The organism is Citrobacter portucalensis, assembly GCF_023374935.1.
In the GTDB taxonomy this organism is placed as follows: Bacteria; Pseudomonadota; Gammaproteobacteria; order Enterobacterales; family Enterobacteriaceae; genus Citrobacter; species Citrobacter portucalensis.
In genome coordinates, this window is record NZ_CP092466.1 from 2139678 (window position 1) to 2153505 (window position 13828).

At 53.5% G+C, this 13828-nt stretch carries 11 protein-coding genes; 10 read left to right on the forward strand and 1 reads right to left on the reverse strand.

Going from position 1 to position 13828, the window contains the following annotated elements:
* Nucleotides 1–276: 276 nt before the first annotated feature.
* From tar to bglB, 10 genes are all read left to right on the forward strand, one after another.
* Nucleotides 277–1932, forward strand: coding sequence for a methyl-accepting chemotaxis protein II (gene tar, locus LY264_RS10380; protein ID WP_003833879.1), 1656 nt, complete (start codon nt 277–279; stop codon nt 1930–1932).
* Between the two features lie 43 nt (nt 1933–1975).
* On the forward strand, nt 1976–3577 hold the full coding sequence (gene tap, locus LY264_RS10385; protein WP_048224218.1) for a methyl-accepting chemotaxis protein IV: 1602 nt from the start codon (nt 1976–1978) through the stop codon (nt 3575–3577).
* 19 nt (nt 3578–3596) lie between these two features.
* Entirely contained in the window at nt 3597–4469 is an 873-nt protein-coding gene (gene cheR, locus LY264_RS10390; RefSeq protein WP_071692207.1) for a protein-glutamate O-methyltransferase CheR, read from the forward strand.
* The gene (locus tag LY264_RS10395) at nt 4466–5515 is read left to right on the forward strand and encodes a protein-glutamate methylesterase/protein-glutamine glutaminase (protein WP_003833872.1); all 1050 of its coding nucleotides are present in this window, start codon (nt 4466–4468) and stop codon (nt 5513–5515) included. Before cheR ends, LY264_RS10395 begins: the two co-directional genes overlap by 4 nt.
* Before the next feature lie 17 nt (nt 5516–5532).
* Nucleotides 5533–5922 (forward strand): chemotaxis response regulator CheY, encoded by a 390-nt coding sequence (gene cheY / locus LY264_RS10400; protein WP_003034656.1) that lies wholly within the window; start codon nt 5533–5535, stop codon nt 5920–5922.
* 10 nt (nt 5923–5932) lie between these two features.
* A complete protein-coding gene (gene cheZ, locus LY264_RS10405; protein WP_003034659.1) occupies nt 5933–6577 on the forward strand; it encodes a protein phosphatase CheZ in 645 nt (214 codons plus the stop codon).
* Between the two features lie 158 nt (nt 6578–6735).
* Nucleotides 6736–7887, forward strand: a complete 1152-nt coding sequence (gene flhB / locus LY264_RS10410; protein WP_003833866.1) for a flagellar biosynthesis protein FlhB — start codon at nt 6736–6738, stop codon at nt 7885–7887.
* Complete coding sequence (gene flhA / locus LY264_RS10415) at nt 7880–9958, forward strand: flagellar biosynthesis protein FlhA (protein ID WP_032943795.1); 2079 nt, start codon at nt 7880–7882, stop codon at nt 9956–9958. Before flhB ends, flhA begins: the two co-directional genes overlap by 8 nt.
* The gene (flhE, locus tag LY264_RS10420; RefSeq protein ID WP_008785064.1) at nt 9958–10350 is read left to right on the forward strand and encodes a flagellar protein FlhE; all 393 of its coding nucleotides are present in this window, start codon (nt 9958–9960) and stop codon (nt 10348–10350) included. Before flhA ends, flhE begins: the two co-directional genes overlap by 1 nt.
* Nucleotides 10351–10658: 308 nt before the next feature.
* On the forward strand, nt 10659–11798 hold the full coding sequence (bglB, locus tag LY264_RS10425) for a beta-galactosidase BglB (RefSeq protein WP_008785063.1): 1140 nt from the start codon (nt 10659–10661) through the stop codon (nt 11796–11798).
* Here the strand turns inward: bglB and mrdA are convergent.
* Nucleotides 11770–13707: a penicillin-binding protein 2 gene (mrdA, locus tag LY264_RS10430; protein ID WP_048224212.1), complete on the reverse strand. Its 1938-nt coding sequence runs from the start codon at nt 13705–13707 to the stop codon at nt 11770–11772. The genes bglB and mrdA overlap by 29 nt on opposite strands.
* Nucleotides 13708–13828 lie beyond the last annotated feature (121 nt).

Below are 13828 nucleotides of genomic sequence, written 5' to 3' on the forward strand. Positions count from 1 at the left end.
TTATCCATTTTGTTGTGGTATTTGCGATGCGTATGTGTGATCTCAATCACATAAAAATGCGTATTTCGGCCATTCTGACCGTGCTCACCGATAAAAATAAATGTTATTTACATGATAATTATGGTGTTTTTATGTGAATGATTTGTGGTTGCTGCGCACCCGTTTTATCTTCCCCTCGCCAGGCTTCACATCCCTTCAGGATTTCCTTTTCGCAAACGTAAAGTTATCTCAGCGAGTGCCGATAACGTTGATAACTCGTTTTCAGGAAGGTGCCTTATGTTTAACCGTATCCGCGTTGTCACAATGCTGATGATGGTGCTGGGGGTTTTCGCACTGCTACAGCTTGTTTCCGGTGGTCTGTTGTTTTCTTCATTGCAGCAGAATCAGCAAAGTTTTGTTATTTCTAACGATCTTCGACAGCAGCAAAGTGAACTTACCTCAACATGGGATCTGATGCTGCAGACACGAATCAATTTAAGCCGTTCTTCTGCGCGCATGATGATGGATGCGTCTAACCAGCAAAGCAGCGCCAAAAACGATCTGCTGAAGAATGCGAAAGCATCGCTGGCGCAGGCTGAAACGCATTACGCAAAATTTAAAAACATCACACCGTTGCCGGAAATGGCAGAAGCCAGCGGCAACGTTGAGGAAAAATATCAGCAGTACCATGCGGCCCTGGCAGAACTGGTTCAGTTTCTGGAAAGCGGCAATATGGACGCCTACTTCGCGCAGCCTACGCAGGGAATGCAAAACGCGCTCGGCGAGGCGCTGGGCAAGTACGCCAGCGTTAGCGAAAAGCTTTACGTCCAGGCATTTGATCAAAGCGCGCGGGATTACCATTTCGCCCAATGGCAGCTTGGCGTGCTGGCCGTGGTGCTGGTGCTGATTCTGGTGGTGGTCTGGTATGGCATCCGTCATACCCTGCTTAATCCTCTGTCCCGTGTCATTGCCCATATCCGGGAAATCGCCAGCGGTAACCTGACCGCAACTCTCGCCGTTAGTGGCCGTAACGAAATCGGCGAGCTGGCCAGTACGGTTGATCATATGCAGCGCTCGCTGACGGAAACCGTCACTCTGGTGCGTGAAGGCTCTGATGCGATTTATTCCGGTACCAGCGAAATTGCCAGCGGAAACACTGACCTTTCATCTCGTACGGAACAGCAGGCGTCTGCACTGGAAGAGACCGCAGCCAGCATGGAACAGCTGACGGCAACCGTGAAGCAAAACGCGGACAACGCGCGTCAGGCCTCGCAACTGGCGAAAAGCGCGTCCGATACCGCGCAGCATGGCGGCAAAGTGGTTGATAGCGTGGTGAACACCATGCACGAAATCGCCGATAGCTCGAAGAAAATCGCCGACATCATCAGCGTCATCGATGGCATTGCCTTTCAGACCAACATTCTCGCACTGAACGCGGCGGTTGAAGCTGCGCGTGCCGGTGAGCAAGGTCGCGGCTTTGCCGTGGTGGCGGGTGAAGTGCGTAATCTGGCAAGCCGCAGTGCGCAGGCGGCGAAAGAGATCAAAGCATTAATTGAGGATTCCGTTTCCCGGGTTGATACCGGTTCCGTACTGGTAGAAAGCGCCGGCGAAACAATGAACGACATCGTCAATGCCGTGACGCGGGTGACCGACATTATGGGCGAGATTGCCTCGGCATCTGATGAGCAAAGCCGGGGGATTGATCAGGTTGCGCTCGCGGTCTCTGAAATGGATCGCGTTACGCAGCAGAACGCCTCTTTGGTACAGGAGTCAGCTGCCGCAGCGGCCGCTCTTGAAGAACAGGCCAGTCGCTTAACGCAGTCGGTATCGACTTTCCGTCTTGCGTCACGTCCGGCCTCGACAAAACCACGCGATACACGATTACCAGCAGCCCCGAGCGCATCCTATCCGCGCCAGAGCATTGAACAAGATACGAATTGGGAAACATTTTGACTGATAGTTAAACCGCGGCCAGTGCCGCCCGATGGGAGCGTTGATGTTTAATCGTATTCGAATTTCGACCACGCTGTTTTTGATTTTAATCCTCTGCGGTGTTTTGCAGATTGGCAGTAATGGCTTGTCCTTCTGGGCATTTCGGGACGGTTTTCAGAACCTGAATCAGGTCGAACGGAGTAATCAGCAACGCGCTGCGCTGGCCCAAACCCGCGCTGTGTTATTACAGGCCAGTACGGCCCTTAATAAGGCAGGGACGCTGACCGCCCTGAGCTATCCGCCAGAGGACATCAAAACGTTGATGACCCTCGCGCGCGACAGCCTGGCGCAGTCTGAATTGATGTTTAAACGCTTTATGGCGACGTCGGATTCGACGGAACAAGGCAAGGCGCTGTTAGGCGCAACTGAGAAAAATTTCAACCAGTGGCACAGCGCTCTCGCGCATCAAGCCACCTGGCTTGAAAACAATCAGTTGTCAGATTTTCTGACCGCGCCGGTGCAGGCGGCTCAGGATGCTTTCGATGCGAATGTGAATGCGTGGCAGAGCAACATCGACAGCGTGTTACAAACGGCGGGGGAGCAGAGTCAGCGTAATTACCATATGTCGGGGGTGATTTTCGCCACCATGGTGGTACTGGCGGCACTGCTCACCAGCGGTGCGCTGTTCTGGTCGCGCAAGATGATCGTTCAGCCGCTGGCGATTATTGGCAGCCATTTCGACAGTATTGCCGCGGGGAACCTGGCACGACCGGTAGCGGTTTATGGGCGCAATGAGATCTCGGCCATTTTTGCCAGCCTGCAGAAGATGCAAAAGGCGTTACGCGAAACGGTAAGTGACGTTCGTCAGGGCAGCTCAGCCATGCATAGCGGTATTTCAGAAATTGCGATGGGCAATAACGATTTATCTTCGCGAACCGAACAGCAGGCGGCCGCGTTGGCGCAAACGGCGGCCAGCATGGAGCAACTGACCGCCACCGTCGGCCAGAACGCTGATAATGCGCGCCAGGCGTCAGGAATCGCCAAAAGTGCGGCAGACACAGCGCATAAAGGTGGCGAGCAGACGTCCCGGGTCGCCAGCACCATGCATGAGATTTCTGCCAGCTCGCAGAAAATCGGCGACATCATCGGCGTGATTGACAGCATTGCCTTCCAGACCAATATCCTGGCGTTGAATGCCGCGGTAGAAGCTGCCAGGGCGGGGGAGCAAGGGCGTGGTTTTGCCGTCGTCGCTGGTGAGGTGCGCAATCTGGCAAGCCGTAGCGCACAGGCGGCGAAAGAAATTAAGGGACTGATTGAGGAATCTGTCACCCGGGTGCATCAGGGCTCGCAGCTGGTGGATATGGCGTCGCGCACTATGACGGAAATTGTCAGTTCGGTGACCCGGGTTAACGACATCATGGGCGAGATTGCCTCGGCATCCGATGAACAGCGCAGAGGCATTGAGCAGGTGGCGCAGGCCGTCAGCCAGATGGACTCCGTGACGCAGCAAAACGCCGGTCTGGTAGAAGAAGCCGCATCCGCCGCCGGACAACTTGCGACGCAGGCCGATCATCTTTCTGCTTGTGTCGCATTTTTTAAACTTGAAGAGCAAACCGTAGCAAAACAAGAGTTGGCGCAGCCTCAGGTTGCGCCCGTTGTATCCTGAATGTGATTGAGAAGGCGCTATGACATCATCTCTGCCCTCCGGGCAAACGTCATTATTGTTACAGATGACACAGCGCCTCGCGCTGTCTGACGCGCATTTTCGTCGGATATGTCAATTAATCTACCAGCGTGCGGGGATCGTACTGGCCGACCATAAGCGGGACATGGTTTATAACCGCCTGGTTCGTCGACTGCGTACCCTGGGGCTGGATGACTTTGGTCGCTATCTCAGCATGCTGGAAGCTAACCAGAACAGTGCTGAGTGGCAGGCTTTTATTAACTCCCTGACTACCAACCTGACCGCGTTTTTTCGCGAAGGGCATCATTTTCCGGTGCTGTCAGATCACGCTCGTCGGCGCAGCGGTGAATACCGCGTCTGGAGCGCGGCGGCGTCAACCGGAGAAGAACCCTACAGCATTGCGATTACGCTTGCCGATACCTTAGGTATGGCACCGGGCCGCTGGCGCGTTTTTGCCAGCGACATTGATACCGAAGTGCTGGAAAAGGCCAGAAACGGCATTTACCGCCTCGATGAGCTAAAGACGCTGTCACCCCAGCAGTTGCAGCGTTATTTCATGCGCGGCACCGGGCCGCATGAAGGACTGGTACGCGTTAGGCAGGAACTGGCAGGTCATGTTGAATTTTCCAGCGTGAACTTACTGGATAAGCAGTACAACGTGCCAGGCCCTTTTGATGCCATATTTTGTCGTAACGTGATGATCTATTTCGATAAAACGACACAACAGGACATTTTGCACCGTTTTGTTCCACTTCTTAAACCTGACGGGCTGCTGTTTGCAGGTCATTCAGAAAACTTTAGCAACCTTGTGCGCGAGTTTAGCCTGCGTGGACAGACCGTGTATGTGCATGCGCCAGGTAAGGATAAAGTATGAGTAAAATCAGGGTGTTGTCGGTAGATGATTCTGCATTGATGCGTCAAATCATGACCGAAATTATTAACAGCCACAGTGATATGGAAATGGTGGCGACGGCGCCGGATCCGTTGGTCGCCCGGGATTTAATCAAAAAATACAATCCCGACGTCCTGACGCTGGACGTGGAAATGCCGCGCATGGACGGCCTCGACTTCCTGGAGAAGTTGATGCGCCTGCGTCCAATGCCTGTGGTGATGGTTTCTTCACTGACCGGCAAAGGTTCAGAGGTCACGCTGCGGGCGCTGGAGCTGGGTGCGATTGATTTTGTCACCAAACCGCAACTGGGGATCCGCGAAGGGATGCTGGCGTATAGCGAGATGATTGCTGAAAAGATCCGCACCGCATCGCGCGCAAAACTGGCGGCCCATAAGCCCATGGCGGCACCGACGACCTTGAAAGCAGGGCCGTTACTCAGTTCGGAAAAGCTGCTGGTGATTGGGGCGTCAACCGGAGGAACAGAGGCAATTCGCCATGTACTCCAGCCATTGCCGCTTTCAAGTCCCGGTATTCTTATTACCCAGCATATGCCGCCAGGGTTTACCCGTTCGTTCGCCGAACGTCTGAACAAACTGTGCCAGATAACCGTGAAAGAGGCAGAAGACGGAGAGCGCGTACTCCCGGGGCATGCGTATATCGCGCCGGGCGACAAGCATATGGAACTGGCGCGCAGTGGCGCGAACTATCAAATCAAAATTCATGACGGTCCGCCGGTTAATCGGCATCGGCCCTCAGTGGATGTGCTGTTCCATTCGGTGGCGAAACATGCGGGGCGCAATGCCGTCGGGGTGATCCTGACCGGTATGGGCAACGATGGCGCAGCCGGAATGTTAGCGATGAATCAGGCGGGAGCCTGGACCATTGCGCAAAACGAAGCAAGTTGTGTGGTGTTCGGCATGCCGCGCGAGGCCATCAATATGGGTGGCGTAAGCGAAGTGGTCGATCTTAGCCAGGTGAGCCAGCAAATGCTGGTGAAAATTAGTGCCGGACAGGCAATACGTATTTGAATCAGGAGTTTATTTTTATGGCGGATAAAGAGCTTAAGTTTTTGGTTGTGGATGACTTTTCCACCATGCGTCGCATCGTGCGTAACCTGCTTAAAGAGCTGGGATTCAACAATGTTGAAGAGGCTGAAGACGGCGTGGATGCGCTGAACAAGCTGCAGGCTGGGGGATTCGGTTTTGTTATTTCTGACTGGAACATGCCGAACATGGATGGACTGGAACTGCTGAAAACCATCCGTGCCGATGGCGGGATGGCTTCTCTGCCGGTGCTGATGGTCACGGCAGAAGCGAAAAAAGAGAACATCATTGCGGCAGCACAGGCAGGTGCCAGTGGCTATGTCGTGAAACCGTTCACGGCGGCGACGCTGGAAGAAAAACTGAATAAAATCTTTGAGAAACTGGGCATGTGAGGGTGTGATGATGATGCAACCACAAATTAAACCTGCTGACGAACACTCTGCAGGGGACATCATCGCGCGCATCGGCAGTTTGACCCGAATGCTGCGCGACAGCCTGCGTGAACTGGGGCTGGATCAGGCCATTGCCGAAGCGGCAGAAGCGATTCCTGATGCCCGCGATCGTCTCGATTATGTTGTACAGATGACCGCGCAGGCGGCGGAGCGTGCGCTAAACAGCGTAGAAGCTTCGCAGCCGCATCAGGACGCGATGGAAAAAGGGGCCAAAGACCTGACTAAACGCTGGGATGAATGGTTCGAAAATCCGATCGAACTCTCCGACGCCCGTGAACTGGTCACCGATACCCGTCAGTTCCTTGGTGATGTACCTGGACATACCAGCTTTACCAATGCCCAGCTGCTGGACATCATGATGGCGCAGGATTTCCAGGATCTCACCGGACAGGTCATCAAGCGCATGATGGATGTTATCCAGGAAATTGAACGTCAGCTGCTGATGGTTCTGTTGGAAAACATTCCGGAACAGGGCGCTCGTCCAAAACGTGAAAACGAAAGCTTGCTTAACGGCCCGCAGGTTGACGCCTCAAAAGCCGGTGTAGTGGCAAGTCAGGATCAGGTTGACGACCTGCTGGATAGCCTCGGGTTCTGATGCGTATTTGCCGGATGTGAGGCGTGGGCCTCTCATCCGGCTTACGCGCAATTCTGCTTAAAGCCATAAATCCCGTCTTTTTTACCGCTTACTCTTCCCATTGCTGGATAGCTGTTCTGGCATCATTCTCGCCTATATCTCTATCCAGGGTCTGATGCGTGGCAGAAGAAAGCGACGACGACAAAACAGAAGCCCCCACACCCCACCGACTTGAAAAAGCGCGGGAAGAAGGGCAGATCCCCCGATCCAAAGAGCTAACCTCACTGCTTATTTTGCTGGTGGGTGTGTGCATTATCTGGATTGGTGGGGAGTCGCTTGCCCGTAGGCTGGCTGGCATGCTGTCGGCCGGATTACGTTTTGACCACAGTATGGTCAACGACCCGAATCTGATCCTCAGCCAAATCATCCTGCTGATTAAAGACGCGATGATTGCGCTGTTGCCGTTGATTACCGGCGTCGTTCTGGTGGCTTTAATTTCCCCGGTGATGCTTGGCGGCTTGATTTTCAGCGGTAAATCCCTGCAACCCAAATTCTCTAAGCTGAATCCGCTGCCGGGCATTAAGCGCATGTTTTCCGCGCAAACCGGCGCAGAACTGCTCAAAGCAATACTGAAGTCCACGTTGGTGGGAAGCGTGGCCGGATTTTATCTCTGGCATAACTGGCCGGCGATGATGCGTCTGATGGCGGAGTCACCGATTACGGCGATGGGCAATGCCCTGGATTTAGTCGGTATGTGTGCACTACTGGTGGTGCTTGGCGTTATTCCGATGGTGGGGTTCGACGTCTTTTTCCAGATCTATAGCCATGTGAAAAAGTTGCGTATGTCGCGTCAGGATATCCGCGATGAATTTAAGCAAAGCGAAGGTGACCCGCACGTTAAGGGCAAAATTCGTCAAATGCAGCGCGCGGCCGCTCAGCGTCGCATGATGGCGGATGTGCCGAAAGCAGACGTTATTGTCACTAACCCTACGCACTACTCAGTGGCGTTGAAGTATGACGAGAACAAAATGAGTGCGCCGAAAGTTGTTGCGAAAGGGGCCGGGCTGGTTGCGCTGCGCATTCGTGAAATTGGCGCAGAGCACCGTGTCCCGACATTAGAAGCGCCGCCACTGGCGCGTGCGCTCTATCGCCATGCTGAAATTGGTCAGCAAATACCGGGGCAATTATACGCCGCCGTTGCCGAAGTACTGGCATGGGTATGGCAGCTAAAACGCTGGCGTCTGGCTGGCGGCAAACGTCCACCACAACCTGAAAACCTTCCGGTGCCAGAAGCACTGGATTTCATGAACGAGAAGAATACTGATGGCTAATCTGGTCGCGATGCTGCGTCTGCCCAGCAACCTGAAATCCACGCAATGGCAAATCCTTGCCGGACCGATCCTCATCCTGCTGATTTTGTCGATGATGGTGCTGCCGCTGCCGGCTTTCGTCCTCGATTTGCTGTTCACATTTAACATTGCGCTGTCGATCATGGTGCTGCTGGTGGCGATGTTCACCCAGCGTACACTGGAATTTGCCGCATTCCCGACGATTTTGCTGTTTACCACATTATTACGTCTGGCGCTGAACGTCGCGTCTACCCGTATCATTTTGATGGAAGGACACACTGGCGCGGCGGCGGCGGGGAAGGTGGTTGAAGCCTTCGGCCACTTCCTGGTGGGCGGTAACTTCGCGATCGGCATCGTGGTCTTCGTGATTCTCGTCATCATTAACTTTATGGTAATCACCAAAGGTGCAGGGCGTATCGCTGAGGTTGGCGCGCGCTTCGTGCTGGATGGCATGCCCGGCAAGCAGATGGCGATTGATGCAGATTTAAATGCCGGTCTGATTGGCGAAGATGAAGCTAAAAAACGACGCTCGGAAGTGACCCAGGAAGCGGATTTTTACGGCTCAATGGACGGTGCGAGTAAATTCGTCCGTGGAGATGCTATCGCTGGTATTTTGATCATGGTAATCAACGTGGTCGGCGGTCTGTTAGTTGGGGTGTTGCAGCATGGTATGAGCATGGGCAGCGCTGCGGAAAGTTATACCCTGCTGACCATCGGTGACGGGCTGGTGGCACAAATTCCTGCGCTGGTTATCTCTACCGCGGCGGGTGTTATCGTGACCCGCGTGAGTACCGACCAGGACGTAGGCGAACAGATGGTGACCCAACTGTTCAGCAACCCCAGCGTCATGTTGCTCAGTGCGGCGGTACTTGGACTTTTGGGTCTGGTTCCGGGCATGCCGAACCTGGTGTTTCTGATGTTTACTGCCGCATTGTTGGCTCTGGCATGGTGGATGCGCGGTCGTGAGCGAAAAGCGCCAGATGAACCGCAGCCGGTGAAAATGCCGGAAAACAACTCCGTGGTGGAAGCCACGTGGAACGACGTGCAGTTGGAAGATTCGCTGGGCATGGAGGTAGGTTACCGCCTGATCCCAATGGTGGATTTTCAGCAGGATGGCGAGTTACTGGGGCGAATTCGCAGTATTCGTAAGAAATTTGCCCAGGATATGGGCTTCCTGCCGCCGGTGGTACACATTCGAGACAATATGGATCTGCAGCCAGCCCGCTATCGAATTTTGATGAAAGGGGTAGAAATTGGCAGCGGTGACGCCTATCCGGGACGCTGGCTGGCCATTAACCCGGGTACTGCCGCCGGGTCGCTGCCGGGTGAGAAAACGGTCGATCCGGCGTTCGGACTGGACGCTATCTGGATTGAAAGCGCATTGAAGGAACAGGCGCAGATTCAGGGCTTTACGGTGGTTGAAGCCAGTACTGTTGTCGCTACGCATCTAAACCACCTGATTGGGCAGTTCGCCGCTGAGCTGTTTGGCCGTCAGGAGGCGCAACAGCTACTGGATCGAGTGTCGCAGGAGATGCCAAAGCTGACGGAAGATCTGGTGCCGGGCGTTGTGACGCTCACCACGCTGCATAAAGTGCTGCAGAACTTGCTGGATGAGAAAGTACCGATTCGCGATATGCGCACCATTCTTGAAACGCTGGCGGAACATGCGCCGTTGCAAAACGATCCGCATGAGCTTACCGCGGTTGTCCGTGTTGCGTTAGGACGCGCCATCACTCAGCAGTGGTTCCCGGGTAATGAAGAGGTTCAGGTTATCGGTCTTGATACTCCGCTCGAGCGTTTGCTGCTGCAAGCGCTGCAGGGGGGCGGCGGCCTGGAGCCTGGGCTTGCAGACCGACTGCTGGCCCAGACTCAGGAAGCGCTGTCCCGGCAGGAAATGTTGGGCGCGCCGCCAGTCTTGCTGGTTAATCACGCGTTACGTCCGTTACTGGCGCGGTTTTTACGCCGCAGCATCCCGCAGTTGGTGGTGTTATCGAATATGGAGCTTTCCGATAACCGCCATATCCGCATGACGGCGACCATTGGAGGTAAATAATGCGTAATTTACTGTGGTTGTTGTTTTTTCCTCTGGTGGCGCAGGCCGCCGGAGAAGGGGCCTGGCAGGCAAGTGGCATGGGGATCACCTTAAATCACCGTGGCCAGTCAGCCTCGTCTGATCCTTTGGTTCCCAGCCAGCCGGTCTCAGGCTTGATGACGCTGGTGGCCTGGCGCTATGAGCTGAATGGCCCCACGCCCGCAGGTTTGCGGGTGCGTTTATGTTCTCAGTCCCGTTGTGTCGAGCTGGACGGGCAAAGTGGGACCACCAACGGGTTCAATAACGTTCCGGCCATTGAACCGATGCATTTTGTCTGGGAGGTCCCCGGCGGTGGTCGCCTGATCCCCGCGTTACGCATTCAGAGCAATCAGGTGATTGTGAACTACCGTTAACCCCCTCCGTCATTCAGACCAGCAGTTGAAACTGCTGGTTGTTTCAACATTACAGCCTCTCATTCAATTAAATAGAAACGTCGTTTTATAAAATAAGTGACGTACGTTGCCGGACTCTTTGTATTCTTGCCATTTCACGAATCCTTCTGGCAGAAATAGAAAGGTTTCACTTTCTGTTAGCTTTTACTGTGACCCTATAAGGATGCCCATTGTCAAAGCGAGGATTGCGGGGCCTCCCAAATAAAGCTGCTGCGCCGTAACAGGGGCAGGTCACAGCATTGAATCCGACATTGACAGAGGTTTAGTAAATGATTGTTTACCCGGTTAAACATAGCCCGTTATTGCGCCAGCCAGAACATTTTATTGCCAGGGATGAATTAAAAACGCTGATCAAAAAGGTGACGCATAACCTGGTCAATATTCATGACGAAACCGGTGAGTTCTTACTGCGTCTGGACGATGGACGCGTAATTGATACTAAAGGCTGGGCGGGATGGGAGTGGACACACGGCGTCGGCCTGTACGGGATGTATCAGTACTATCTGCAAACCGGCGATGAAACGATGCGCGATATCATCGATAGCTGGTTTGCCGATCGCTTTGCTGAAGGTGCAACCACTAAAAACGTGAACACCATGGCGCCATTTTTAACGTTGGCGTATCGCTATGAAGAGACGCGTAATCCAGCGTATCTGCCGTGGCTCGACAGCTGGGCTGAGTGGGCAATGCATGAGATGCCGCGTACCGAATTTGGTGGTATGCAACACATCACGCTGGCGGAAGAAAACCATCAACAGATGTGGGATGACACGCTGATGATGACGGTTTTACCGCTGGCGAAGATTGGCAAGCTACTCAATCGCCCGGACTACATCGAAGAGGCAACGTATCAGTTCCTGCTGCACGTGCAAAACCTGATGGATAAAGAAACGGGGCTGTGGTTCCACGGCTGGAGCTATGAAGGAAATCATAACTTTGCTAATGCCCGCTGGGCGCGCGGCAACAGTTGGTTAACTATCGTGATCCCGGACTTCCTCGAATTACTTGATTTACCGGAAAACAATGCTGTTCACCGCTATCTGGTACAGGTCCTGAACGCGCAAATCGCGGCGCTGGCGAAATGCCAGGATGAAAGTGGGTTGTGGCATACCTTGCTGGACGACCCGCAGTCGTATCTGGAAGCATCGGCAACTGCCGGATTTGCCTATGGGATCCTCAAAGCAGTACGTAAACGCTATGTTGGGCAAGAGTATGCGCCGGTAGCCGAAAAAGCCATTCGCGGCATTGTGCAGCATATTTCACCGGAAGGTGAACTGCTGCACACCTCGTTTGGTACCGGGATGGGACACAATCTCGATTTCTACCGCAACATCCCTCGGACCTCCATGCCTTACGGACAGGCGATGGCGATGCTGTGCCTTACCGAATACTTGCGAAAGTATTTTTGATATCGGTATTCGATGGCGATACCGCTATCGGACCTGATTGTTCAGTCGTCACTGTTTGTACCGTGTTGTCCTGCGGGGCAAACAGATGATCCATGATCTGACGCATAACCGGCGCGGCGGTGACACCATCGCTGCCGCCGTTTTCCAGAATTAACGCCACCGCGACCTTCGGGTTCTTATAGGGTGCAAATGCGGTATAGAACACGTGGTCGCGCAAGCGGACAGGGATCATCTTCGCATTATAGGTCTGATTTTCTTTCAGGCTAAAGACCTGCGAGGTGCCGCTTTTTGCCGCAATGCCGTATGGCGCGGTGTGAAAGAACTTATAACCTGTACCATTTGGTTCATTCGCCATGCCGAACATCGCCTGACGCACCAGTCCCCAGTAGGGCGATGAGGCCGAGGCGATTTGTGATGGTGCTTCTGGAGCCTGATACGGCGTGATGGTTTTGCCGCTCTCTTCATCGAGCAGCAGGTGAGGGACGATAACCTTGCCGTTGTTAATCAGTGCGACCATGGCTTTTACCATCTGAATAGGTGTGGCAATCCAGTAGCCCTGACCGATGCCAACTGAAATAGTGTCCCCCTGATACCAGGCTTTTTTGTGCACTTTTTGCTTCCATTCGCGGCTCGGAAGCAGGCCGTTATACTCCTCATCAAGATCGATGCCGGTCGGTTTACCATAACCAAACTGGCTGAGCATGCTGTTAATCCGGTCGATCCCCATCATATACGCCACCTGATAGAAGAACGTATCGGCAGACTCTTCTATCGCTTTGGTGACATCCAGCATACCGTGGCCCGTTTTTTTCCAGTCACGGTAATGTCGCTCGGTGCCGGGTAGCGTCCAGGTAGGGGCGCCGAAGAAACTGGTCTGCGGCGTGATCACACCGTTCAGTAATGCCGACATCGCCATATACGGTTTGACCGTTGAAGCGGGAGGGTACAATCCTTGCGTGACGCGGTTGATTAATGGCAGGTCTTTATCCTGGAGTAGCTTGTTATAGTCCTGATAGCTGATGCCTTTGACAAACGGATTAGGGTCATAGCTGGGGTTTGAGACCATCGCCAGTACGGAACCGTCGTGTGGATCTTCAACCAAAACGGCGGCCCGCTGGCCAGCCAATAGGCTCTCAATGTATTGCTGTAAATGTAAATCCAGCGTCAGATGGATATCTTTTCCGGCAACGGGCGGCACATCTTTGATCAGGCGTACGATGCGTCCGTGGTTATCTACTTCCACCTCCTGATAACCGGTTTTTCCATGCAGTTCGTTTTCGTAATAGCGCTCAATACCTTGCTTACCGATGTTGTGATCGGCGGCGTAGTTCTCCGCCAGACCCTTTTGTTCCAGTGCTTTCAGGTCGTTGTCATTGATTTTTGAAACATAACCCAGGACATGCGCCAGCGCCGCGCCATAGGGATACTGGCGGTCTTCGTAACTATTGATGTTGACGCCGCTAAAATGAAACTGGTTTACCGAAAAACGGGCGATTTCGACATCGGTTAGCGCATTTTTTAGCACCACAGGACGATAGCGGCTGCTGGCTTTCAGCTCATGGCGAAACTGGTCTATGTCATCAGGTGTGAGGTCAACGATCGGCGTGAGCTGCTGGAGTAACGCATTCATATCGCTGATTTTATACGGCGTAACGGAAATATCGTACCAGGTAACGTTGCGCACCAGCGGGATGCCATTGCGATCGTAAATCATGCCACGCGTTGGGGCGACGGGCAGCATTTTGATGTCGTTTGCATTCGACCGGGTGGTGTAATACTGGTGCTGACAGATTTGTAAGTTATACAGATTGTAAATCAGGATGCCAAAACAGATGACTACCAGGCCAAAGGCCACCAATACACGCCGCTGGAAGAGCTTTTCTTCCGCCTCAAAATCTCTGAATGTCATTGACCCGTACCCGATTAATTCGCCGCCTAATGATACGGAGGCTTAGACGGGATGACAGGCAAAAGATGTTCCATATCTCTAGGGAAATGTGTCATTCCTTGTGGGTTGTTACAAATTACAG